The organism is Chryseobacterium sp. BLS98, assembly GCF_001045445.1.
Lineage (GTDB): Bacteria > Bacteroidota > Bacteroidia > Flavobacteriales > Weeksellaceae > Chryseobacterium.
Window position 1 is genome coordinate 1 of record NZ_LFNF01000005.1, and the last position, 24,990, is coordinate 24,990.

Below are 24,990 nucleotides of genomic sequence, written 5' to 3' on the forward strand. Positions count from 1 at the left end.
AATTTCGGGAACAGAGATATCCTGATGGGAACCAGTGTTATTCAGAGTCAAGAATCAAGAGCCAAGAATCAAGATGTCACAAAAGGAATTTTACTCGGTGGCTATACCCAGGCAGAAGGAAAAATACAGACTGATGACGAAACCTTCTGGATGCTGTATCTGGATCAGGATGGAAATGAAAAATGGAGAAAACATGTGAAAGGCGAATCCAGAAAAAGGGAAGAAAGATTATCTGATATAAAGCTGAATAGAGACGGATCCATCATTCTTGCAGGAACCAGTGCAGAAGAATTGGGAAAAGAGAACTGGAAGATTATAAAGCTGGGAGATAAGCAGCTTGATCAGTTAATTGAAAAGCAGGATATAAAAATCTATCCAAACCCGGTTTCAGATTATGCTTATGTGGAAATAGGCTTTGATTTCAAGGAATCTGATATTATGCTGTATGATATGGGAGGAAGACAGCTTCAAAGCTTGAAGACCAAAAACAAAGTAACCAAGATCAATACGCAGAATTTAATTCAGGGGGCTTATCTGGTGACGATAAAAACGGATAATAATAAAACGGCAAGTGCTAAACTGATCAAGAAATAACACAATGAGAAAAAATTTAACCTTAGCTGGGATCATATTTTCAGCTTTATTGTATAGTCAAAGCAATAATCAGGACTATACTAAAAATACAAATGATGCAGGGAAACATATTCCTAAGATTTTACCAACAACACCTCAGTCATTTAAATTCAGCCAATACGGAAATATTCCAATCGGAATGTTTACGGAGCACCTAATATGAACATTCCCATTACAGAATTAAGTGTGGATGGAACGAGTATTCCTATTTCCTTAAACTATTCTTCCAACGGAATTAATATTGATGAAATGAATGGCGCTGTCGGTTTAGGATGGACTTTTATCTCCGGTGGAGTAATCACGAGAACCATAAGGGATAAACCTGATGAGGAAAGCAGCTACAATAGTGGTGACGTACCACTATTGGAAAGCCCGGCTACACAAATGACAGAATATCTCAAATTTTGTGAAATAGACGATTTTGATTCCCAGCCAGATTTATATACTGCCAATTTTGTGGGTAATAATGTGAAATTTCTGATCAATAAAAGCGGAAACATTTTTATGCTCGACCAAAAAGATTACAAAATAAAAAGGAATGATAGTGGAAACTTATTTTCAATTATTCTGGATAATGGAGTAAGATATAATTTTAATGCTGTAGAAAATGTGCTAAATAGAACCCTGAATGTCGGCGGGCATCAAATTCCTTCACAATATCCGCAGTCATGGTATCTTACCTCTGTAGTCTCAGCAAACGGCCAAACACTTACGTTAGAATATCAGGATGTAAGCTATACCAATACTTTGTCACAATCTCAAAGTATGACCTATACAACATCTGGACAACAGAAATATGGAGATGTAGGATCAGGCCCAAATGGTGGAAACTACTGTGATGTGGTAGATTTCATTTTACCATCAGATAATATCGGCCTTATTGCAGATTCCGAACAGGAAGTATCAGGCAAACAGATAAAAAAAATATATGATTCAAACAATAGCTCTATTGAATTTACCTATTCAAATCAAAACGGAGATTATTCAAAGCTGACGAATATAAAGAAATACAATAATGGCAGAGTTGTAGATGATTTAAGTTTAAATTATTTAACGACTGCTTCTTCAAGATTATTCTTAACTGAGATCCGCAATAATAAAAGCAATTCTTCTCATAAGTTTGCCTACTATAATCCCGAAGAGCTTCCGGCAAGGCTCAGCTTTTCCAGAGATATGTGGGGATATTATAACGGGATAAGTAATAGTACGCTTGTACCCCAAATATTTAGAAGTGATGACCCGCAAAGACCTGACTATGATGGGGCTAATCAGGCAGTCATTCCACAGGTTGGATATTATGGCTTATTAAAAACAGTTACCTATCCTACAGGAGGAAATACCCTATTAAACTATGAAAACCATATCAAGAAAGATAACGTATTTGTACCGGCACCAAGAGTCAATGTTGGAATTTCAACCCATACTTTAAATACCTACTCAACAACAAATGAAATTATCATAACTCCTCAAAAAACAGGGCCAGTAGAAATCAGGGTGGCCAATTATCTTTATCCGTATGGCGTATGCCAGGGAAGCCCTAATCTTGAAACAGAGAGACAAAAGGGTAGCATAGAAGTTTTTGATATGGCAGGAAACCTTATTGGAGACTCCGAATCATCTTTAGGGAACAGCAGTACGATTTTTGTAAATGTTCAAAAAAATCAATCTATCAAAGTTGTTTTAACAGCTATGTTTGCCTGCTGTGATGCATACGCACAGATCTATTATTACAATGAAGATGATCAATATGTTTTACAGGATGTTTTATTAGGCGGATACCGAATTAAATCAACTGTTGATACCCCAACCGATGGTCTTCCCATTACCAGAAAGTATAATTATATCAGAGACAACGGAGATCATTCTACCTATGTAACGCGAGAACCTTTATTTAAAGAAGAAAGAAGGGTAGGTTCTGTATGCTTAGGGGGTGGTACTTCGGGAACAATGCCTATATTTTCAAGCTACATCGCCATTACTTCCTCTAATATCGGAAGACTGTTTTCTTTTAATCCCAATATATTTTACGATACGGTTGAAGAAGTAATTGAAGGAAATGGAAAAATTGTTCATCATTTCAATTCTAATAAAGATTACTGGGGGAATCCAATTAAAGGGAACTCAATTATATCAGCTCCCTGGACTAATTCCGGGTGGGATAACGGAAAAGAAATTCTGACTGTTTATAAAGATAATGCCAATACCATTTTAAAAGAAATCGAATATAATTTTACAGAAGATACTTCGAGAACTTCCTATATGGGAGCAATTGACCGACGTAAAACATTTGAGCCTATTTTAAATGACGGGACATGGAATGGCTTTGAAAATCTGGATGCAGTATACTATAAGAATATAAGCCGTTTTACCTATTTAAAGAACCAGAAAACAACTGATTATCGTAACGGACAGCCTGTAAAAACCGAAACGGAATATTTCTATACAAATCCTTCACATTATCAGCTTAAGAAACAAAAAACAACTTTGCCGGATGGAATTATCAACGAAACAAGCTATGATTATGCCCTGGAAAAGAACAACCAGTTGATGATCGCTAAAAACATGGTGGGGATTCCCCTGGAAACATCCGTTACACAAACTCAGGGAACCACCACCACAATGCTTTCAAAAGAAGAAACCGTTTATCCGCTATCTCTTCCGAATGCCGACACTAGCAATCTGGTAGTTCCAGTATTGGAAAAATCTTACGATGTACTTGATAGCACATCCGCAACCGATCTTACCTATGAAAAATATGATAGTAAAGGCAACCTGTTACAGTACAGGACAAAAGATGGTGTTCCTGTGAGCATTATATGGGGATACAATCAGACACAGCCTATTGCAAAAGTAGAGGGCATAGCCTATAGTGCTATTGAAAACACAGTACCTTGGATGTCCGCTGCCTCAGATCTAGACGCAGCAGATCCTAACCAGGAATCCAATCTGCTTGATACTTATGAGAGATTCAGAACAATGCCGATACTGGCAGACAGGCTGGTAACTACTTTCACATATGATCCTTTAATTGGCGTGACCAGTATTACACCACCTTCCGGGATCAGGGAGATTTATGTTTATGATACTGCCAATAGGCTTAAGGAAGTTAAAATCAGGGAGAAAGACAGTGGCGGGAACTACGTCTATAGAATTGTGAAACAGTTTAGCTACAACTACAAACTATAAAAACACCACTTATGAAAAAACAATTCATTTTAAATATATTCTCTGTTCTCATCCTGCTCCTGACAGCAGTAGTCAAAGCACAGAGTTTAACAGAAAATTATGTACAAGCCAGGACCTGTTTAAACGGGGATTGCAGTAAGAAATCCGAAGCCATTACTTATTTTGATGGATTGGGAAGACCTAAACAGATCATTAGTGTAAAAGCTTCGCCTGCAGGAAATGACCTGGTTACTCCCGTTATTTATGATGTATATGGAAGACAGCCGAAAGATATTCTTCCGGTTCCGGCATCCACTTTAAATTCGGCATATCATTCGGGAATAACCAATGAAAATACGGCCAACAACTATTATGGTTCATCCAATGCCTTTGCTGAAAAGGAAATTGAGAAGTCTCCTCTGGATAGAGTAATTCAGCAGGGACAGGCCGGAGAAGCATGGAAACTGGCAGCCGGACACGTCAAAAAATATAAATATGAAGCCAATGCTGCAAACGAGGTCAAAAAGTTTGTGGTAACGACTTCCATTATTACCGCTAATAATGTTTCAGGTACCGGCTCTTCACTGAAAGTATCTTCTGAAAATTCAGGGTATTATCCAGCAGGTGTCCTGTATAAAAATACAGTGTCAGATGAAGATGGTACCCCTGTAGTTCAGTTCGAGAACGGTCAAGGACAGGTTGTTCTTGTAAGACGTACTGATGGAACTCAAAATATTGATACCTATTATGCTTACAACGAGTATAACCAGATAGCCTATGTAATTCCACCTAAAGCGGTACAGCAGATTGAGCAGGGAGGTAATATAGTAACTACGCTTATCCTTCAAGATTTATGTTATCAATACAATTATGACGGGCAAAACAGACAAGTTGAGAAAAAGCTGCCTGGAAAAGATTGGGAGTTTACAGTCTATGACAAACAGGACAGACCTGTTCTGACCCAGGACGGTATCTTAAGAACAACAACCAATCATTTTGGAAGCAGAGGCTGGATCTTTACCAAGTATGATGAATTTGGCAGAGTGGTTTATACAGGCTTTTTTTCCAATACAGCAACCAGACGGGCCATGCAGTATGCACTCAACAGCATGGCTGCCAATCCCTACAATAATGAAAAAAGAAGTGCAAGCCCATTTAACCTACAGGGAATCGATGTCTATTATAGCAAACAGGCATTTCCTACAGGAAGTATGACGCTTCTTTCGGTAAATTATTATGACACTTACCCGCCTGAAGCGCCGGCTGTACCACAAACCGTTCAGGGACAATACACATTGCCACAGGCATTGGGAGCTGGTAATGATGCTTCTACAAAAAGCCTGTTAACCGCTTCTTACTTAAAAAATATAGAAGATAACAACTGGACAAAAACCTATAATTATTACGATTCCAAAGCAAGGCTGGTAAGTACAAAAACTGTCAATCATCTTGGCGGTTATACCAACAAGGAGTTGAAACTTGATTTTACCGGACAGACAGGAGAAAGCTATATTTCCCACAAAAGAAGTGCTGCTGATACTGAAGTGAAAGTAAAAGAAAGATTTATCTATGATGATCAGAAAAGACTGGTAAAGCATTATCATCAGGTAGACACCAATGCTGAAGAATTACTGGCTGAAAATACTTACAATGAGATTGGCCAGCTTACCAATAAAAAGACTGGAAATACTTCTGGAACACCGCTACAGTCCATAGACTACGCTTACAATATCCGGGGCTGGGTAACGAAAGTTAATAATCCTGCGAATCTTGGAGAAAAACTGTTTGCCTACGAACTTAAATATGAAAACCCTGTTGATGGTTCTGCTGCTCCTGCAAAATACAACGGTAATATTTCGGAATTCGATTGGAGAACTGGTAACGGAAATTTCCTGAGACGATACGCTTATAAGTATGATAAATTAGAAAGGCTTTTGGATGCTTCCTATCGTGAGCCAAGTGCTACAGCCCCCGTTAATGATGGCTATACCGAAAAGCTTACCTATGACCTTAATGGAAATATCCAGACTTTGAAAAGATACCAGGCTTATGGTAATGTTCCACTGCTGATTGATGATCTGAAGTATCAGGTGTACGAAGGCAACAGGCTGAAAAAGGTAATTGATGAAAATACCAATCCATCAGGCTATCCTACAGGTGGAAATACGATCAATTATGATATGAATGGTAATATGACCGATCATTTGGATAAGGACATCACCGGTATTTCATATAATTTTCTAAATTTGCCTAAGGAGGTAAAGTTTACAGATACTAATACGAAACTGCAATTTTTGTACCGGGCTGATGGGGTTAAACTGAAGAAGAATTTTAGTTATCTTAACCCTAGAAGTGGTATAGTCCTTACAGAAACTACTGAGTACCTTGATGGCTTTCAGTATCTGGAAAAAGGAGGTCTTAACAGTCTGCAATTTTTTCCGACAGCCGAGGGATATTATGATTTTCAGAAAAAGCGTTACGTTTATAACTATGAAGATCATTTGGGTAATGTTAGGCTAGCCTATTACCAGAGTACCAGCGTTGATGCAGTTGTTATAGATAGAGAAACCAATTACTATCAGCTGGGAATGGAATATGAAGGTTTTCAAGGGGTAAATACTCAGTTAGCCAGTTATACTTATGGTTTCCAGGGACAGGAAAAGCAAACGGAAACAGGATGGAGCTCTTTTAAATGGAGAAACAGTATTCCGGAATTGGGTAGATTTTTTAATGTAGATCCTTTAAGTGAAAAATATGCTTATCAGTCGCATTATAATTTCTCGGAGAACAGAGTTGTTGATGGTAGAGAACTGGAAGGTTTGGAAGTTGTATTAACTAAAGATATTACTATAAATAAAGTAGCACATAATGGGACATATGCCGACAATCCTAATACCAAAACAATCCACGTTTTTGCTCATGGTAACCCAACAGAATTTTACAATGAAAATGTTTCAGCAAAAGAAAAAAAAGCGGGTTTAGGAACAATAAAGACAGGAGCTAGCCTGAATAATATTTTGAATGAATCCAGCGAATTATGGAAAAATTCAGAAAGTAAGGAAGATTTTACAATTGTATTGCATTCTTGTAGAACGGGAAGATATACACTTGATAATGATGGCAATGTTAAAGATCCTGTTGCTTCTGAAATATCTAAGTCTCAGGAAATGAAAGGAGTGACTATAATTGGACCAGACGAAAGAGACGGCTTTTCTTTAAATGGCAAAGAAATTGGCCCACAGGTAACTAAGTTTACAGATAATAATGGTGAATATTTGCCAAACACTCCAAGAGATCAACATGGAAAGCAGACAAAACAATTTGGATATTGGAATAGTTTTAAAAATGGAGAGCGGACAAATAAACAACCAGGTAATACAAAGCCTGCAGGGAGAGAAAAGGAAAAGGGAAATTTTTTTAAAAATTTATTTAATTAATTATAATATGAAAAGTTTAATAATATTGATGGTTTCTTTATTAATAGTTTCATGTAAAGAAAAAGTAAATACATTGGAACCTCCAATGAATCAAGACAATGTAACTACAATGAGTTCTATTTCAAATTATGACAGCATAGTTAATCTCGTCAAAACCAAAGGAGATACATTGGCCTATAGTGAACTTTTTTACTTTTTAAAAGACTCTAATAAAAGGGATAGAACAGACACATTAATGTATTATTCAAAAATAATGGCTGAGAAATTTAATAACGAAAGTGCGTATTTAGATTATTTTGAAGCTCTTTGTGAAAAATATGATATTAAAGTTGATTTTAGTAATTATTCTTCAATAGATATTTCATCAATGGATAAAACTTCGAAACAAAAGGCTGAAAACTGGCTGAATGATATGCTAGAAAAGAGAATTATATCTAAAGAACAATTTGATTCAATTAAAAAATAAGGTTATGAAATTTAGCGTATTGCTTCGATACGCTAATTTTTTATTTAAATAAGAACAGATGGAGTTCTTAAGAAATAACTAGAAATAAAATCAATCTATATCACCATTTGACCAAGACTAAATATGAAAAAAGTTATTTTATTTTTAATCGTTTCATTTTTTTGCCAATGTCAACAAAGACATAATTATACTTTAAGCAAAGAAAATGGAAAACCTAATTTGACAGAATTACAAAAAAAGATAGATATAAAAGGAAATTTTATCAATATCTTTTTTGAAAATAATTTTGATAATGAAAAAGTTTCTCTGCAATGTGATTCTAAGGAAGTGTTTAATAAGAGTATAACAACAGATCATACAATAAATTTAGCCGATTATTACTTACAAAAATCGAACTGTGAAAAGTTGATTGTTAACATTGAAAAGCAGAAAATTGTTCTGAAGAAAAAGGATATTGAAAATTATAAATATATTTATGTTAGTAAAAAGAATACCACTGTTGATCTGTTTTTATCGAACACTCCACGTACTTATTACTAATAAATAGTATAGTTGTATCTATTGAACTAATTTTTAAATAAGATACATTTCAAAAATGTTGATTTTCTTACTTATGAATAAGTAGTAATCTTCTAGAATAGAGTGGTCGTTTGATCACTCTATTGTTTTAATAGAAAATTAGAATGCTTATGCAAGTAGAAATTTACTTATGTGCCAGATGGAATCAAACTAAGAAAAGAAAGCACAAAAACAATGATAGGAGTTGCCGGAGCAACCTGGACAAAAGAAATTACCGATTATCTTGACGGGTTCCAGTATCTGAATATAACATCTTCAGGTGGCGGGGCATCCGAAGACCTATTCTCTATGGCTCCGATGGATACACAACGGGCATTAGAAGTGCAGGCATTTACAATTGGTCCTCCTGTTGATATTGATCCCACCCCAATAGATCCGATTGTTCAGAATCCTCATAATCCTGAGTTACAATTCTTTCCAACAGCAGAAGGGTTTTACGATTATCAGAGAAAAATGTATATTTACCAGTATAAAGATCATTTAGGAAATGTGAGGGTAAGCTATGGAAAGAATAATACCACAGGATCTCTTGAAATAACAGATGCTAACGACTATTATCCATTTGGAATGAATCACCTAAAGACAGGTAATGCATATTTTGGAGCAGGTAGTTATAAAAATTACAAGTACAATGGCAAGGAGTTGCAGGAAACAGGAATGTATGATTACGGTGCGAGAATGTATATGCCGGATATCGTACGTTGGGCTGTTGTGGATCCACTGGCGGAAAAATCTAGAAGATGGAGTACTTACAATTATGCTTACAACAATCCTGTTAGGTTTATTGATCCGGATGGAAGGCAGAATGAAGATATAATTAAAGTTAATGCACAGGGCTATGTTCAATCTATTACCCCTCAGGAAGGACCACACATTGTAGTCGATGAACAGGGAAATCAGTTAAATATGGGTGATTCTGCTGCTGATCAAGAACAGCTACAGGCACTTGTTGATTATGCCGGAACAATGACAGACTATGAAGTACAGGATGCAGAAGTCAGTTTATATATGCCATATCCAGCTCAAGATATGGCGGACAGTTTCAATAAATTAGGAATAGGAGGTATAAAAGATACCGCACAATACCTTCAGGCTTTTGGAGAGCAATCGTTTATGATGTTCCCTTGGATGACTTATATGGGATGGCTTGGACACGGAGCATTTGATTTTGCAGGAGATATGTCTGCTTTAGTTCAAAAAAGAGATAATGCATATAATCCTATACAGGGAGGTGGTGCAACACCACCAGACGGAGCAGGAGGCTTTATAAGATTTGAAGGATCTAATACATTATATAATGTCTATGATGCTGGAAACTTTATGACAGGAAAAGCATTCCAAATGATTGGTGCTCCTTTGGATGTTTTGAAAAATGGAGCAAACACAAGTAGTATTTTAACTGGAAAAGGAAAAGATACAGTAGCAGACCAAAGAGCAATAACTAATGGATATAATTATAACAGAGTAGGATGGAAAAAATAAGAGTATCAAAAATAGCTTTTATCCCATTATTAATATTTATTATAAATTTTGGAATTTACTTATTGATAGAAGTTTTTGGGATAGTTTATACATACAGTAGTACAGCTAAGAGAACATATATCTTTTTCTGTTTTCCGATGAATGTACTAGGGTTTATAGCATCTGTTTATCTTTTTATAAAATTCATTGTTGAAAAGAAAAATTTTTGGAATATTATATTTTGCTTGCCTTTGTTAGCATTTATATTCTATTTTTATTTTGTACCATTAATGAAAGATAACTAAATACCAAAGCCACTCAAACGAGTGGCTTTGGTATTTTATAAAATGCTTTGCAATTTAGTTTGTTTAAGGAATGCATCAAGGAGAGCGAAGACATGTTGTCTGTCGTTCTCTTTTAGCTTTTGTATATCTAAAATTTCAGAGACAATATTTTTATCCAATAAAATATACCCTCGCTGCCGCACGATTACATCGTGTGGTGAAGTTATAATAAACCATTGCTATTTAGCAGTGGTTTTATATTGATCCCACCCCAATAGATCCGATTGTTCAGAATCCTCATAATCCTGAATTGCAATTCTTTCCAACAGCAGAAGGGTTTTACGATTATCAGAGAAAAATGTATATTTACCAGTATAAAGATCATTTAGGAAATGTGAGGGTAAGCTATGGAAAGAATAATACCACAGGATCTCTTGAAATAACAGGTGCTAACGACTATTATCCTTTTGGCATGAATCATTTGAAGACTGGCAATGCATATTTTGGGGCTGGTAGTTATAAAAATTATAAGTACAACGGAAAGGAGCTACAAGAGACAGGAATGTATGATTATGGAGCTAGGTTTTATATGCCTGATGTAGCAAGGTGGGGAACACATGACCCTTTAAGCGATGCTACTTTTCAACCATATAGTTATGCAAACAATAATCCTATATCTTTTAATGACCCAACAGGAATGATAGCCCAACAACCTGAAATGCATGCAAGTATTGGAGTTACAAAAAATAAGAAAGGAGAATATGAAATTGTAAGTGCAAAAAATGATGGAGATTTTGGGATTTATTTGGTTGATGCAAATGGAAACTATGACATTAAGAAAAGTCAAAGAGTTGGAACTTTAAATAATTCTTTTGATTTTCTTTTTACAAATGACGCAACAGGAAAATTTGATGGAGTTGCGAAGAATAATGATAACTCTAATATAACTCTTAATACGTCTACAACCCTAGGGGCATTAATATATAAATACAATTATAATACGAATAATGATATAGATAATTTTTATCTTGATTTAATGAATCTCGCCTATTCTTCAAGAAATGGAGGGTCTTTAGATTTAAAAGTATCTCTCGGATTAGATTTATATTCTCCAGTAAAAGCAGGTAAAAATATTACATCTTTAAGAGCTGCTTCAAATATTCTTTTTGGATATAATATGAGGAAGATTTATGATAAATATAAAAACAATGCAAGTTTCAAAGAGAAATTTGCAAATGCAGATGATTTTTATAGATATGCAATGCAAGCTGTAGGAGGGTACAATCAATTTCAAAATAATAGAAGTGGTTTCTTTAATGGAAATGGATACAATGAAGGATTCCCTTTTTATGGAGAACATACTTATTCAGGTACGAATATTTATAGAGGCTACTTTCATCAATTTACTAATCAAAAACTAAAAAAAGACTAATGCAATTACTTCGCTATTTTACATTTTTTTCCTTCTTTTTATTGATATTCAGTTGTAAGGATGAAAAAAAAATTTATAAAAGAATCGAGACTAAAAGTTATTTTTTAGAGGGATATACATATTCAAATTATTCTGATAAGATTTTTCCTAATGAACTTATATTAATTGATAAAACTTCAAAAGATACTATTTATCATTGTACAAATTGTTATAAGGACTTTCATTTAATCCTAGAAGACACTTTATTAATCTATGGAGGAAATAAACTTGACAGTACCATAGCTCATGGAATTATTTTAAAGAAAGTACCAGTTCCACAAGGATACAAAAATAATATTCCATTTAGCACCAAATAGTTCCAATTAGCTCTTTTTAGGAAACTTCAATAAAATATGATACAAAAAAACTTCCTTCCCTTCTCTTAGGTGGGAAGTTTTTATTATCCTGCAGTTGGTGTATTTAGTTTCAATATCTTTGCTTTCTCCTGTTTTGGGATAATGGAAAATATGAATAACATAAATGTAAAGCATAAATTTTTCATAGATAAAATTGAAAAATTAGATTTTTGTGGAAAAGAGATATATTCACTAAAAGGTGGTAGATATACGCAACCTTATGATATTATTAAATTAGAATATGAGGGGCCCCCTCGCTGCCGCACGATTACATCGTGTGGTGAAGTTATAATAAACCATTGAGCAGTAGTTTTATATTGATCCCACTCCAATAGATCCTATTGTTCAAAACCCTAATAATCCTGAGCTATAGTTATTTCCGACAGCAGAAGGGTTTTATGATTATCAAAGAAAAATGTATATTTACCAGTATAAGGATCATTTAGGCAATGTAAGGGTAAGTTACACAAGAAATAATAGTACAGGCAGTATTGAAATAACAGATGCTAACGACTATTATCCTTTTGGAATGAATCATCTGAAAACTGGGAATGCTTATTTTGGGGCGGGTAGTTATAAAAATTATAAGTACAATGGCAAGGAATTGCAGGAGACTGGGATGTATGATTATGGCGCAAGAATGTATATGCCGGATATTGGACGGTGGGGAACTGTTGATCCACTGGCGGAACAATACCGAAGATGGTCACCATACAACTATGCTGTTAATAACCCAATAAGATTTATTGATCCTGATGGACATGGCGTGACAAGTACTGGAGTAAAGGATAATAAAGATGGGACATACACTGTCGTAAATGCCAAAGATGATGGAAATAATGGAATTTATTTAGCAGATGACAAAGGGGATTATGATATTAATACATCTCAGCATATCGCGAACTCTCTGACTCCACGTTCTTTATGGGAGACGATAATAAAGCTGTTGAAGGGGCTGTGATAAGTCCTGGTGATTTGAGCAGTAACGATTTTCTTAATGACTTGATGGGCCCTAATGAACCTAATATTATTAAATATATGGCGAACGGTAAAGGTAATGAACAATATGATTTTAAAACCAATGGTCCTAATGGAGAAGCTGGAGGAACTGATCAAAGACCTGAAGGAATGACCGTGCAACAATATAGCTATCGTGGTGTTTTGTTTTCAGTAGATACTGGAGATAAGACAGATAACGTTTCTGTTATCGCTTCTGCTAGAGATATTGGAAACTTTGGAGCAGGCTATATTGCCGGAAATAATGGTTTAACCTGGGGAACCGCAAGATTAGGATTTGATGCTCTCCAAAGCAAGCAGCAAGGTACTTTTGCTACTGAAGGACAAACCACTCAAATGGCTCAAAAAGTAGGTCATACTCTCGGGCATAAAAATTATGATAGTAGGCGTGCCGCAGTTTATAAGTCTCAATCCTCAAATCCATTACGTGGACCCAAATAATTTAATTATGAAAAGAATACTGAAAGTCTTCGTTATATTGATTGCAGTTTTAGGAGCTTTATTTGTTTGGTATGATCAAAGTCGTTCTTTTTTCAAAGCAACCAATGGACAATATATTACGATGTGGAAAAGATATGGAGGAACTTGTTATCTGATTCCGGGTAAATATTATGGGATTACAAAACCAAAAGATGGTTATATAGAGACTTCAAACCTTGGCTATCTTACGATATATTATAGTGATAAATTACCACATCTTATTTTATTGAGTAAAGAATCCAACTACGATTATAAATCTTCTAACCCTATAAATAAAAAGTATTTGTTTGAGGATTACATATCAAATAAAGAAAAGTATAAACCTATAATTTATAAAGAAAATGCTGAAAAATTTTCCGATATAAATAATGATGCTTCTTTTTTAAGTATAAATATCTTAGAAGGTTATGCTACTGATGGGACAGGGAGAACTCAGAGATAAATACCAAAGCCACTCGATTGAGTGGCTTTGTTGTTTTATAAAATACTTTGCAGTTTAGTTTGTTTAAGATTAGAGTTGCAAAAAAAAGAACAAAAACCTGGAACTCATAAGCAAAGATAAACTGGAAAAATGGATTTTACCCCTCGCTGCCGCACGATTACATCGTGTGGTGAAGTTATAATAAACCATTGAGCAGTAGTTTTATATTGATCCCAATCCAATATCAAAACCCTAATAATCCTGAGCTATAATTATTTCCAACAGCAGAAGGGTTTTATGATTACCAGAGAAAAATGTATAGGAAATATTGAATAACAAGATGATAATGATTGAATTACAACTCTTTCCAACGAAATCCAATTTAAACTATAAATTTATACAATAAAAAAGAGTTGCAAAAAATGCAACTCTTTGATCAAGTGGAGAATACGGGGATCGAACCCGTCACCTTTAGACTGCCAGTCTAACGCTCTAGCCAGATGAGCTAATTCCCCCTTACTTTCTAAAGCGGTACAAAAGTAAGTATTTAAATTACATTTCCAAATATTTTATCTTATTTTTTTAATTAATAATAGCAGAGTATCATTGGGTTTTCCATGTTAAAATTGGTAAGTATTTCAAATACAAAATAATAGACGGTGATCTTTTGAGGACATAAATTCTAAAAATTATTTATTATCCTAATTCCCCAGCTCCAACTGATTTCTCACCAGGTTAAAATATTCATTTTTTGTATCCACCAGTTTATAGTGATTTCCTATTTCTGCAATTTTTCCATGTTTCAGAACGATGATCTGGTCGGCATTTTTTACGGTTGACAAACGGTGGGCAATCACAACAACTGTTCTGCCTTCAAAGAAAGACTGGAGGTTATTATAGATCTGCTTTTCATTTTCCGCATCCAGTGCTGAAGTTGCTTCATCCAGGAATAGGAATTCAGGATCCTTATAGACAGCTCTGGCTATTAAAATACGCTGTTTTTGTCCGCCACTTAACTGAATGCCAATATTACCAACTTTGGTATTATAACCCATTGGAAGGGACTCAATAAAAGAATCGATACATGCAATTCTTGCAGCTTCCATTAGTTTATCATGATCAATTTTGCCTTCGGTAAACGCAATATTCTCGGCAAGTGTACCACTGAAAATATGGCCGTCCTGGAGTACAATACCGCATTTTTTGCGCCATTGATCTGCGTATACATCGTTTAGGTCCATACCATTAAGTAATATTTTCCCGGAAGTGACAGGGTAGTAGGCCAATAATATTTTAAGAAGAGTGGTTTTGCCGCTTCCGCTGGAACCTACTATGGCCGTTACTTTATTGGGAAGGATTTTGAAGTTGATATCGTTTAAAACAAAAGGATTGAAATTCCCGGGATATTTAAAGGAAATATGATTAATGGAAAGGGTATTAACCTGCGATGTCAGATTTATCGTTCTCGTCAGGTTTTCCTCTTGCTCATTGTAAATTTCACCAATTCTTTTTGAGGCAATTTCAGCGTCCTGGGTATCTTTTACCAGACTGACCAACCTGTTGATGGGAGAAGAAAGCTGCCCGATAACGTAGGAAATACTCATCAGAACCCCTAAACTCATTTTCCCGTCCATGATTAAAATAGCACAGATACCAATAGCTGTGATTTCTTTAAGTTTTGATAAAAAATTCACACCAACCAGCTGGTACATATTCAGAAATAGAGAGTTCAGTTCAATTGAATTGAGTTTCTTCTGGATAGCCAGTATTTTGTTGATGGAAAATGTTTGGGCATTATTTACTTTTATTTCAGGCATATTCATGATGAATTCATAAATATGGTTACTGTTTTCCGACTGTCTCAGAAATAATGCATATTCAAGAACAGCACGTTTTTTAAGAAACAAAAAGATCCATGCAACGCTCATCACCGAGAGAACGAGGTAAACAATAAAAACCCATTGGCTGAAATAAAATAAAATGCTTCCGAATAACAGAATATTCAGGATACTGATTAAAAAATCAACCCCTTTCCATGTGACATAATTCTGAATTTTCTGCTGATCATTGATTCTTTGGAGGGTTTCTGTATTTAACCTTGTATCAAAGTAATGGATCGGCAGGTTCATCAGTTTTTTAAGAAGGTTGCTCTTCAGTGAAATACTTAAATTAAAGTTGATTTTGGTCAGTAATAAATTGCTGAAAAAATCACTGATGAAGCTGGAAATAAACAATACGAGCTGTGAGGCAAGCAAAAAAAGGATAAGATTGGAGTTTTTCTGCAATATCCCTTCATCAATTATATTTTTAAAGACAAAGGGAATGCTGCTGTTGATCAGCAACCCGATAATAATTAAGAAAATGGCTAAAAGATAGCTTCCTTTACGGCTTTTAATATAGTTGACAGCTTCCCCGAAAAATTCGGATTTTGAAAAACTCTCGGGTTTGTCAGTGGGTAGTTTTGTGGCTTCCCATTCAGGATCTTTTTCAGAATAAATAAGTATACCTTTATCTCCTGTTCCACGCCATTCATTAGAGAAACCGTCTTCATCCAGTTTAATTCTTCCGTAGGCGGGATCAGCTAAAAAATAAGTATTCTGATTGTTTTTTTCTTCAATATTTTCCAGGACTACAAAGTGATCCTGCTTCCAGAATAAGATGACCGGCAGCGGAATTTCTTTTAAATCGGAAATGGTGATCTGTACCGGAGTAGATTTCAGTCCGGCTTTCGTTGATGCTGCTACAACATCATCTACGGAAACCCCAACCCGGGTAAATTCAAATAAAGATTTTACAAAAGTAAAGGAATACTTTTTTTTGCCATGATAGCTGAGAATCATAGCGAGACAGGCTGCAGCACAATCTGTACTTTGCAGCTGGTGGTAAAATGTAAATTTATTTCTAGGCCAACGCATTCACTATTTCTTCTATTTTGCTGAGTACTACTTTATCTTTTTCATGATCATCGCCGTTATAGATACAATATTCATCACCAAGTTCAATATGCTCTACTGCATGCTGGCTGCATCCGCCATTACATAAGGGTAATAATCTGCATTGCAGGCAAGGTTTGTTTTTAAATTTTGCTTCCATACGGCGTTCGAGATGATTGTTTTCCCAAACCAAATCTCCGTCCTGGGTAAGATATCCGACTCTGTTTTTAGGAAGAAAATCTCTGGCTGTGCATTTATATAAATCGCCATTATAATTAATGGTTGCGCTATTTCTTTTATCAGCATAACAAGGATCCTGAACATTGTTGATAGAATACATCACTTTTGTATTGAACCCTTTGGTTTTCATTTTTTCGGCATTCTCGTCGGCTACTATATTGGTTCCGTCCGGTTCATCGTCCTGCCATACCCTGTGAAAGTCAAAGAGCAGTTTTTTCTTTTTCTCTTCTTCACTTAAATAAGAAAATTCATCAACGATTTTAAAACAGTTATGAATGTTTTCGTGGGTGTAATTAATTCTTGCGCGAACAAAAAAGTTATCATGCTTCAGCAGATTCTTTATGTTGCTTACAATTTCATTATAGCTTCCTCTTGTCTTATTGACAAAACGTACCTTATCGTGCTCTTCTCCATATCCGTCGAAGGTAATCTGAAGACCTGCTTCAAGATTTCTGTCGACAAAATAATTAATGAATTCATCATTCAGTAAGTACCCGTTGGTTGTGAAGGCAATATTAAATTCCGTATCGTATTTTTTGCATTCCTCAACAAGGTGATCGATCATTGGAGTTACATTTCTGTTAAAATACAGCAACGGTTCACCTCCAAAAAATGATAATATGAAGCTTTTTATAGATTTTTGAGAAACGGTTTTCGTGATAAATTTATTAACGGAATCCAGCACGGTTTCTTCTAACCTTGATTTCTTAATATGGGTTTCATAACAGTACCAACATTTGAAGTTGCAATTCATCGTAGGATTGACAATCAAAAAGAACATATTGGGATTGTTATCTATTTTTTTTGATATTTCTTTTACCTTCTGAACCTCATTAACGTTTTCGTCTACAAGAAAATATTCTTCTTTCAGATAATCATAGAACTCGGGATGAATTTCAGAAAGTTCATCAATACCATCTCTTTTTCCTGCTTCTAAAAGTTCCTTTAGCTCAGGCTCCAGCATAATCACTTTCTTTTCAAAGGAATTAAACAGAGCATACTGATTATTGAAAGGCACAATTGAGTTGAATTGGCTGTATTTCATAGTTAGTTTGTTTTTGGTTAAAGACTAAGGGGCAGAAATTGCCCCTTAGTTACAGGAAAGTATTACTTACTGTATAGATGTAGACGTAGTTGGCTGAGTGGGTTGGGTTGGCTGAGTAGTACCACCGCAACCTGCTACGCAGTTTCCACTGTTTGTAGTAGGGCAGTTTCCAATGTTTGAGCCAGCTGCGCCAGCAAAGCCCGCACTAGTTCCTCCTAATGCCTTTGAAAAACCTCCTTTTACAGTGTCATTTTCTTGAGTAAATTTTGAGATGTCGAATTTGTTTTCGTTTGTTGATTTCATGATAATAAAGATTTGTAATTAGTATTCGGTAAATATTTAAAGTCATTAACCGTTTTTTGGACTTTGCTTGCAAGCATATCTATAATCCATTAAGTGTACTGGCCAATACACCAATGAATAACAAATCAGTTGGTTCTGTTTCTTTCTTCCTGATTCCGGTAAGTTCTTTGATTAACGTTAATCTGTCCTCCAAAAGAATAGTTTAATGTTAGCCTTACATATCTGGAATCATAATATCCGTTGGTATACGTCCTGTTGCCGCTCCGTTCGGATACTGAATTAAATTGGTATTCCTTAAGTATATTATTAACTGATAATACAAGTCCCAGCTTGTTCCAAAGCTTAGCTTTAAAATAAAAATCTAAAAGGGTATTGGTTTTATTCTCAACCATATCTATAGATTTATTAGGGAATCTGTGCAATACATTAAACCCCGTGCTCATCGTACTATTGATTAAGAAGTTCCCGGAGAGGGCAATCATACTGAAAAAACCTTCAATTTCCTTCGGTGTTAAAGGATAAATCTCTGATGTTGACTTCTGATAACCAATATATCCTGTTATATAGCTTTCCAGCCATTTCTTTTTTTTATAAACATACGTCTGCCGGAAGCCATACGTTTGTCCTTGTGCATAATTAAGCTGGGTTACCCTTTGCGTCACATTATCATTGTTCAGTAAAACAATCCCTCCAAACATATCATCAATCTTTTCCCAGTATAAAACACTTTGAAGGAAATCTTTATAGATATAGTTCAGTTCAATATTATGAGTGTAGGACGGCGTTAATGACGGATTACCCTCCCAATAGCTAAACGGACTGCTGTAGATGCGGAAAGGATTCAGATTCGTGAATGACGGTCTGGAGATCCTTTTGCCATAATCCAGCGAAATGGTATTGTTTTCAGTAGGTTTATACTGAAGATATGCCGTAGGAAAGAACTTCAGATAATGGGTATTATTTTTATTCCCCATGAAAACATTCTCAGATTCCAGTTGAGTATTTTCAATCCTTAGTCCTAATTTGGCCGACCATTCCTTTTTTTTCCCAATTTCCCTTTCACCAGAGAAAAAAAGAGCCTGTGTATTTTCTCTGTATGTGAAAAGATCCTGCTGCAAAAAACCAACCTGCCGTATATCCGAATAAAGATCATTGTTCGTCTTCGAAAAGGACACTCTGGCTCCGTAATTTAATTTGACCGTCTTCGTAGGATGTTCCATATCCAGATTTACAGAGTAATTATTTATATTCTGTACTGCATTATTCTGATTCCGGCTCTCAAAAGTGGCAGCATTATTTAGAAATACATCAAAATTTCTGTCACTTTTATCTCTGTAGGTGAAAAAATCAAAATCAAGATTAAGCTGTTTCCCTAAACTGTCTATTTTATAAATCGTATGAACATTGACGGTGTGCAGCTGTCTTTTTCTTTCAGTTCTGCCAACTGTATGATATTGGTTGGCATAGGATGGATTCTTTTCCAGAGATAAATCATCATCTTCTGTGATGGGTTTGCTTAAGCTTCCATTATACATTGCTCCGATCTGAAATTTTCCGGATAGGTCATAATCCACTGCAATCCGTCCGGATAATGTATTTATTTTATATTGATACTCTTTATCGGAATGCCAGTAGGTTTCCGGATACTTAATCTCCAGCTCTTCCATCCCGTAATACTTGCCGTAGCTGTAATTCAGGTTAGAAAATAAAGACAGCTTTTTCTTTTTATAACTTAAATTGGCAGAAGAGGACTGCTGTGCATATTTCCCTTGCTGGTAACTGGTCATTACGGTGGACGACCAATTATCTGCCCGTGATTTTTTTAAAACAATATTGACCAGTCCGCTATTTCCCTCCGCACTGTACTTGGATGGGGGATTGGTGATGACCTCAATGCTTTTGATGTCGTTGCTCGGAATGCTTTTTAAATAACTGATGAGAGCATCCCCGCTGATGTTCATGATTCTTCCGTCCACCATAAATCCCATTCCGCTTTTTCCAAGCATTGTTATGGTTTCATTGCTTACCAGAAGTCCCGGTGTTACCGTAATGGCATCCAGTCCGTTTCCACCGGCAGCAAATGCCGATTTTTCAACATTGAATATCAAACGGTCTGTTTTTCTTTCAATGAGCTGTTTCTGCCCGTTGATAACCACACCTTCCAGTAAAATATTGTTACTGATGGTAATCGTTCCTAAATCAACATCTCCGTTTAGCTCAATTGATTTTTCGTAATATTTCTTTCCCAATTGAGTAATCAGAAGTGTATACGCTCCCTTACTTAAAAGTATTTTGAACTTACCCGAGGGATCTGTTTGAGCATTTACAATAAGCTGGCTCTGTTTATTTTTAACCTGCAGATTGGTATCCCGGAGATCACCATTCAGACCATTGACAACACTTCCGCTAAGTGTATATTGTTGAGCAGCTGCCATGTTGGATAACATACCAAAGGCAAGTGCCGTAAGCAGAAGTTTTGAGTTGGTCATTTCTAGTTTTTTCTCCGACTAAGGAAATAATATTTTTTAAATATTCAAAAAAAAAATAATATTTATTTAGGGTTAATAGTATAAGTATTTAATAAACAATTAGTTATAAATGTGTAAATATTTATACTTTTTTGGGTTATAAGTTATTAATATCACTTTTAGGTGATATTATAATAAAAAATAATTGACAATTCCTGTTATTGTGAAAAAAATAAGGAGAAATATTGAGAAAATCTTAAATAGTCTTTGTGGTGCTTATCCAATTGTAGACAGAAAAAATTAATTAAATCCATGGCCATGTTTTGTTTTAGGTACCACAAATAAAAACTTAATTGATTTTATTTCAAAATATATTGGATTTTAACATATTTTTAATATATATTAGTCGCCATGAAGTGATTTAATACATAAAACTAAACCTAACTATGAAAACAAACCATTATGAATGTCAAACTCCTTTCTCTGATTGAGCGAAGAGTCAATAAGGCAATACAATTATTATCTGAATTTTTATCCAATAGTAAAAACCATGATGACTTGCTTGAAAAACAGGTGAGTGGCTATACCGATGTGGTTATAGAAACCCATATTGCCCTATTCAAGGCTCTTGATATTGTACCGCATGATTTTTTATATTCTGTACGGGAAATACAGATACATTATCACCCTGATAGTGGATTAAGCAGCAATATTCAGCTAAATAAAAAAGTTATTTCTTACCTGACTGAAGTAATAGAGGCTAAGCTTGATAAAAGTTCAGGTTCCGGATATAGTTTTATCCCGTTACATCTGAATTTCTACAGCAGTTTTTCAGATCTTTCTACAGTCTTCGGGCTTTGTTTAATTGATCATTCAGCCAAAACAGCACTAAGCTTCTTACATGAATTTACACTAAATACAAGGCAGATTAATTTCAATACCTACAATTTAAATTATCTGGATAACGTTCTTTTAAAGTTCAAATTGGATCCGTCTGTCAATATAAGGAATCTGAGTAAGATTAATAATTTAAGCTATCAGCAGTTTCAAAAGGATTGCCGGCAGTATTTTGGGACCACTTTCTATGATTTTACCATTAAGCTAAAAATGATGGATGTAGTGGAGGACCTTATATTTTCAAAGCTGATGATAAAAGAAATTGTATATAAGCACAGGTTTGCTGAATATAGCAATATGTATAAATTTTTTCACCGAACCTATCACTTTCCCTTTAAAAATATCACCAGATTGTATTTAGATAAAGTATGATTTTAAAATAATTAGCCACATTCATTGGATAGGGCTAATTTTTTTAGTTACTCTTTGAACGCGAGATTGACAAAAGATAGACAAGATGGGCAAACATGCTTCTCTTCACAGATTCCACTTTAATATCACCGGTTGCCTGGTTGATGGTTGTTGCCAGATCCGCGTTACACTGTCCGGAAAAAGATCCGCTGCCTAAATAATTGGCTGTATTGGCAGAAGGATAGGAGATTCTCGGATAATCCGGAGCAACCTGTTCAGCAGCTGTTGTTCCTCCCACATAGCCTTTATTATCAATGAAACGGGCAGACCAGGTTCCTAAAAACTGTCCGTTCACCGTATTGATGGTTTGGCCTACCACAATCTTGGTATCTACAGCCCTGGTGAAACCTGCACAGGAGCTATAATGGTTAACGTTTACTGTACAGGAAGAAGCATTATCAGCAGGCTGAAAACATTTTCCTTCATAAACGGTGAGTCTTTGTTCAGCGGCTGATGTGGAAGTATTCAGCAATGCTTTGGGAGAAAAGACTTCTTCAGGTGAAATTAAGATTAAAACTCCCTGCTCATCGGCTGCAACAATTTTCCTTTCGGTATTGGCCAATGCTCTTACTCTGGCAGGCCCGTTCACATCTAAAGTATGAGATGGAGTAGAAGTATTAATCCCTACCTGAGAATTTGTACTACTGAATAAAATAACTGTAAGGAAAATAAATAGTCTTGTTTTCATGGTATTAATTAAGGTTTTAGTAAAATTATATATTTTTCACTAAAGTAAGAAATATTTATAAATGCGAAAATAATTTATATTTAATTAAAATTTAAATGATTGAGTAATATAAATTTAAATTAACAAAGAAAAATAAACACGGTGAATCAATACAATATATAAACGACAGTGTTTTGTGAAATTTTTTTACTGAAATAGGGTATAATTGTTTGTTTCTCTTTAGTAAATAATTGTATTTTAGCCAAAATAAGGCACTAATTCATAAAAATATAAACGCCTGATTAAAATTCAGATAATCTGAATGAAAAAAATTAGTAGATTTGCACGGAACAAGGCAAAAAAAATAAATAATTCAGTCTTCTATTTTTTTAGTAGAAATGAATAAACAACAATAAAATTTGATTAGCTTATAAACTATTAGAACCTATGAAGAAACTTTTTTTACTTCTTTTAACAGCTTTTTTATTTATCGGATGCAGCTCTGATGACGATACTATTTATGATTATATAGGAACATGGTCAGGAAAGTATACAGGAAGCGATGACGGAACCTGGAATCTTGTGGTAGCCAGCGACGGTAAAGTAACCGGTACCATGCACTCTACAGTCAATGATGAAAATTATAATATTTCCGGGAATTTAACCGAAACCGGAGATCTTACCGCTGTAGTCGGTTTGCCTGATGATGGAGAATTCAAAGGCACGCTTTCAAGAGATAAAAAAGGAAACGGAAACTGGTCAAACGCTGTTCCTACCCCCGCAAGATACGGGACCTGGACAGGAGACAAAAAATAAAAAAAGAAAGCCTGCAGATTAACTGCAGGCTTTTTTATTTTTAAATAAATCCCATATGGGAAATTTTTTCCTTATTCTTAAACACTAAAAAGTAGAGAAGAGGTTTATTTTCCTGGAAATGCTTTTTAAAAAGGATTTCCCTGTCTTCGCTTACGGGTATCTTTTCTTCAAAAAATTCTGCAGTGTAAGTTTCCAGATCTACATGTACAGTAACCATAATTATTTCACCCGCTGAAAGACGGCCATCCAGATTCAGAATAATGTCTTCCTTTTCTTCGGAAATATAAGTTCCTGCACTGAAATTCTTCTTTTCTCCAAATTTGAATTCTTTAAGAAGGTGCATCCCTTCCTCAGTAATAAGTCCGTTTTGTACAGTTCTTTTGCCCTTCTCTGAAACAGTGTCACAATCCTTGACTGCGGTCATCAGCTTTGCAAACCTTTGATAGAGCAAAGGCTCGCCAGCTTCCCGGATATACTTTTCAATACAGCCTCGTATCGTTTTTCCTGCTTTTGAACAATGTCCAAACTCAGAACTGTTCTGCCTTACCTTTTCATAGGAAGGGCTTTTTTTGAAAGCCGTTTTATTGAATCCGCTCTTTTTACGAACCACGTTCTTTCCGTTCAGACTGTAAAAAACCAGATCGCCTACACTGCCTTTGATCTTTATTAAACTTTCATACGTTGCCATATCACCAAATTGGATTCCAAATATACTAATAAATATAAGAACTCATAATTTTAACATATATTTATCATATAGTTGTAGTATAGTTTTATTATAATTAAAATATAAAATGTATATTTGTCACATAATTAGTTACTTCATTTAAAATCAGATGACTATGATACCGGGATTATTTGAAAAAAACTTAAGGATAAAGCAGCTTTCCGTTCTGATGATGGCCTCTGTTATTACAGTTTCCTGCGGATCATCAAAAAATGTATCTTCCAAAAAAAAGACAGCAACCAAAACCGTTGCAAAAGCTGAAAACATCAGAAAACTGGATTCTAGATTTGACGGAAGTATCTCCAGATCTGTCAGTGATATTCTTAAAGATGCTGAGAAATATCTCGGAACACCTTATAAATTCGGGGGAAACAGCACATCAGGTTTTGACTGTTCCGGTTTTACCGTAAAAGTTTTTGAAGAAAATGACTTCTCACTTCCGCGCAGATCTGCGGATCAGGCCGATGCCGGTAAAAAAATTGATATTAAAGAAGTAAAACCCGGTGATCTCCTCTTTTTCGCCACAGCCGGAGGAAGCAGAGTTTCTCATGTAGGAATTGTTCATGATATCGGAGCAGATGGAGAAGTGAAATTCATTCATGCTTCCACTTCAAAAGGAGTTATTATTTCTTCATTAAACGAAAAATACTGGAACAAAGCCTACCTTCATGCCCAGAGAGTGTTGTAAACTATTGTAAAAATTTTCTATTCTC

The 24,990-nt window shown here is 35.2% G+C and carries 19 protein-coding genes and 1 tRNA gene; 13 read left to right on the plus strand and 7 right to left on the minus strand.

All coding sequences use genetic code 11. The features are described from left to right. The 10 genes from ACM40_RS17230 to ACM40_RS17290 all read left to right on the plus strand — a co-directional run. Positions 1-594, plus strand: a 594-nt coding sequence (locus ACM40_RS17230) for a T9SS type A sorting domain-containing protein (RefSeq protein WP_048504043.1), incomplete at its 5' end; no start/stop codon positions are given. A gap of 198 nt (positions 595-792) precedes the next feature. Further along, positions 793-3,819 (plus strand): hypothetical protein, encoded by a 3,027-nt coding sequence (locus ACM40_RS17235; RefSeq protein ID WP_048504044.1) that lies wholly within the window; start codon positions 793-795, stop codon positions 3,817-3,819. Between the two features lie 11 nt (positions 3,820-3,830). Continuing rightward, positions 3,831-7,235, plus strand: a complete 3,405-nt coding sequence (locus ACM40_RS17240) for a DUF6443 domain-containing protein (RefSeq protein WP_053077126.1) — start codon at positions 3,831-3,833, stop codon at positions 7,233-7,235. 7 nt (positions 7,236-7,242) lie between these two features. Beyond that, positions 7,243-7,701 (plus strand): hypothetical protein, encoded by a 459-nt coding sequence (locus tag ACM40_RS17245; protein WP_048504045.1) that lies wholly within the window; start codon positions 7,243-7,245, stop codon positions 7,699-7,701. Positions 7,702-7,824: 123 nt separating this feature from the next. Continuing rightward, a complete protein-coding gene (locus ACM40_RS17250; RefSeq protein WP_048504046.1) occupies positions 7,825-8,241 on the plus strand; it encodes a hypothetical protein in 417 nt (138 codons plus the stop codon). Between the two features lie 171 nt (positions 8,242-8,412). Next, positions 8,413-9,762: an RHS repeat domain-containing protein gene (locus tag ACM40_RS20875; protein ID WP_048504047.1), complete on the plus strand. Its 1,350-nt coding sequence runs from the start codon at positions 8,413-8,415 to the stop codon at positions 9,760-9,762. A 573-nt stretch (positions 9,763-10,335) separates the two neighbouring features. Then, a complete protein-coding gene (locus ACM40_RS17265) occupies positions 10,336-11,457 on the plus strand; it encodes an RHS repeat-associated core domain-containing protein (protein WP_228376208.1) in 1,122 nt (373 codons plus the stop codon). Positions 11,458-12,267: 810 nt separating this feature from the next. After that, on the plus strand, positions 12,268-12,813 hold the full coding sequence (locus ACM40_RS20880; protein WP_048504052.1) for an RHS repeat-associated core domain-containing protein: 546 nt from the start codon (positions 12,268-12,270) through the stop codon (positions 12,811-12,813). Continuing rightward, positions 12,777-13,310: a hypothetical protein gene (locus ACM40_RS17285; RefSeq protein WP_048504053.1), complete on the plus strand. Its 534-nt coding sequence runs from the start codon at positions 12,777-12,779 to the stop codon at positions 13,308-13,310. The genes ACM40_RS20880 and ACM40_RS17285 overlap by 37 nt, the downstream gene beginning before the upstream one ends. A 7-nt stretch (positions 13,311-13,317) precedes the next feature. Beyond that, positions 13,318-13,791, plus strand: coding sequence for a hypothetical protein (locus ACM40_RS17290; protein ID WP_048504054.1), 474 nt, complete (start codon positions 13,318-13,320; stop codon positions 13,789-13,791). A gap of 420 nt (positions 13,792-14,211) precedes the next feature. Here ACM40_RS17290 and ACM40_RS17295 read toward each other — a convergent pair. The 5 genes from ACM40_RS17295 to ACM40_RS17315 form a co-directional block, all read right to left on the minus strand. Further along, a tRNA-Ala gene (locus ACM40_RS17295) sits at positions 14,212-14,285 on the minus strand. A gap of 186 nt (positions 14,286-14,471) precedes the next feature. After that, the gene (locus ACM40_RS17300) at positions 14,472-16,685 is read right to left on the minus strand and encodes a peptidase domain-containing ABC transporter (protein WP_083996896.1); all 2,214 of its coding nucleotides are present in this window, start codon (positions 16,683-16,685) and stop codon (positions 14,472-14,474) included. Continuing rightward, complete coding sequence (locus ACM40_RS17305; protein ID WP_048504056.1) at positions 16,672-17,988, minus strand: radical SAM/SPASM domain-containing protein; 1,317 nt, start codon at positions 17,986-17,988, stop codon at positions 16,672-16,674. Before ACM40_RS17305 ends, ACM40_RS17300 begins: the two co-directional genes overlap by 14 nt. Before the next feature lie 66 nt (positions 17,989-18,054). Continuing rightward, positions 18,055-18,291 carry a hypothetical protein gene (locus ACM40_RS17310; RefSeq protein WP_048504057.1) on the minus strand — a complete coding sequence of 79 codons (237 nt, stop codon included), beginning with the start codon at positions 18,289-18,291 and terminating at the stop codon, positions 18,055-18,057. 125 nt (positions 18,292-18,416) lie between these two features. Continuing rightward, on the minus strand, positions 18,417-20,780 hold the full coding sequence (locus ACM40_RS17315; RefSeq protein ID WP_048504058.1) for a TonB-dependent receptor: 2,364 nt from the start codon (positions 20,778-20,780) through the stop codon (positions 18,417-18,419). Positions 20,781-21,221: 441 nt separating this feature from the next. Here ACM40_RS17315 and ACM40_RS17320 point away from each other — a divergent pair, with 441 nt between their 5' ends. Then, the gene (locus ACM40_RS17320) at positions 21,222-22,028 is read left to right on the plus strand and encodes an AraC family transcriptional regulator (RefSeq protein ID WP_083996897.1); all 807 of its coding nucleotides are present in this window, start codon (positions 21,222-21,224) and stop codon (positions 22,026-22,028) included. A gap of 43 nt (positions 22,029-22,071) precedes the next feature. Here the strand turns inward: ACM40_RS17320 and ACM40_RS17325 are convergent, their stop codons facing one another. Then, on the minus strand, positions 22,072-22,755 hold the full coding sequence (locus ACM40_RS17325) for a hypothetical protein (RefSeq protein WP_048504060.1): 684 nt from the start codon (positions 22,753-22,755) through the stop codon (positions 22,072-22,074). Positions 22,756-23,181: 426 nt separating this feature from the next. Here ACM40_RS17325 and ACM40_RS17330 point away from each other — a divergent pair, with 426 nt between their 5' ends. Further along, positions 23,182-23,550, plus strand: a complete 369-nt coding sequence (locus ACM40_RS17330; RefSeq protein WP_048504061.1) for a hypothetical protein — start codon at positions 23,182-23,184, stop codon at positions 23,548-23,550. 40 nt (positions 23,551-23,590) lie between these two features. On the opposite strand, the gene ACM40_RS17335 is transcribed toward ACM40_RS17330, so the two are convergent. Continuing rightward, complete coding sequence (locus ACM40_RS17335) at positions 23,591-24,238, minus strand: hypothetical protein (protein WP_048504062.1); 648 nt, start codon at positions 24,236-24,238, stop codon at positions 23,591-23,593. Positions 24,239-24,392: 154 nt separating this feature from the next. Here ACM40_RS17335 and ACM40_RS17340 point away from each other — a divergent pair, with 154 nt between their 5' ends. Next, entirely contained in the window at positions 24,393-24,965 is a 573-nt protein-coding gene (locus ACM40_RS17340) for a C40 family peptidase (RefSeq protein WP_117614896.1), read from the plus strand. Positions 24,966-24,990: the final 25 nt, after the last annotated feature.

Coding starts and splice junctions, on each gene's coding strand:
- ACM40_RS17310 (WP_048504057.1), bottom strand. CDS start 18,291: ATGAAATCAACAAACGAAAACAAATTCGACATCTCAAAATTTACTCAA.
- ACM40_RS20880 (WP_048504052.1), top strand. CDS start 12,268: ATGTATATTTACCAGTATAAGGATCATTTAGGCAATGTAAGGGTAAGT.
- ACM40_RS17235 (WP_048504044.1), top strand. CDS start 793: ATGAACATTCCCATTACAGAATTAAGTGTGGATGGAACGAGTATTCCT.
- ACM40_RS17240 (WP_053077126.1), top strand. CDS start 3,831: ATGAAAAAACAATTCATTTTAAATATATTCTCTGTTCTCATCCTGCTC.
- ACM40_RS17335 (WP_048504062.1), bottom strand. CDS start 24,238: ATGGCAACGTATGAAAGTTTAATAAAGATCAAAGGCAGTGTAGGCGAT.
- ACM40_RS17290 (WP_048504054.1), top strand. CDS start 13,318: ATGAAAAGAATACTGAAAGTCTTCGTTATATTGATTGCAGTTTTAGGA.
- ACM40_RS17285 (WP_048504053.1), top strand. CDS start 12,777: ATGGGAGACGATAATAAAGCTGTTGAAGGGGCTGTGATAAGTCCTGGT.
- ACM40_RS17330 (WP_048504061.1), top strand. CDS start 23,182: ATGAAGAAACTTTTTTTACTTCTTTTAACAGCTTTTTTATTTATCGGA.
- ACM40_RS17340 (WP_117614896.1), top strand. CDS start 24,393: ATGATACCGGGATTATTTGAAAAAAACTTAAGGATAAAGCAGCTTTCC.
- ACM40_RS17300 (WP_083996896.1), bottom strand. CDS start 16,685: ATGCGTTGGCCTAGAAATAAATTTACATTTTACCACCAGCTGCAAAGT.
- ACM40_RS17250 (WP_048504046.1), top strand. CDS start 7,825: ATGAAAAAAGTTATTTTATTTTTAATCGTTTCATTTTTTTGCCAATGT.
- ACM40_RS17245 (WP_048504045.1), top strand. CDS start 7,243: ATGAAAAGTTTAATAATATTGATGGTTTCTTTATTAATAGTTTCATGT.
- ACM40_RS17320 (WP_083996897.1), top strand. CDS start 21,222: ATGAATGTCAAACTCCTTTCTCTGATTGAGCGAAGAGTCAATAAGGCA.
- ACM40_RS17325 (WP_048504060.1), bottom strand. CDS start 22,755: ATGAAAACAAGACTATTTATTTTCCTTACAGTTATTTTATTCAGTAGT.
- ACM40_RS17315 (WP_048504058.1), bottom strand. CDS start 20,780: ATGACCAACTCAAAACTTCTGCTTACGGCACTTGCCTTTGGTATGTTA.
- ACM40_RS17305 (WP_048504056.1), bottom strand. CDS start 17,988: ATGAAATACAGCCAATTCAACTCAATTGTGCCTTTCAATAATCAGTAT.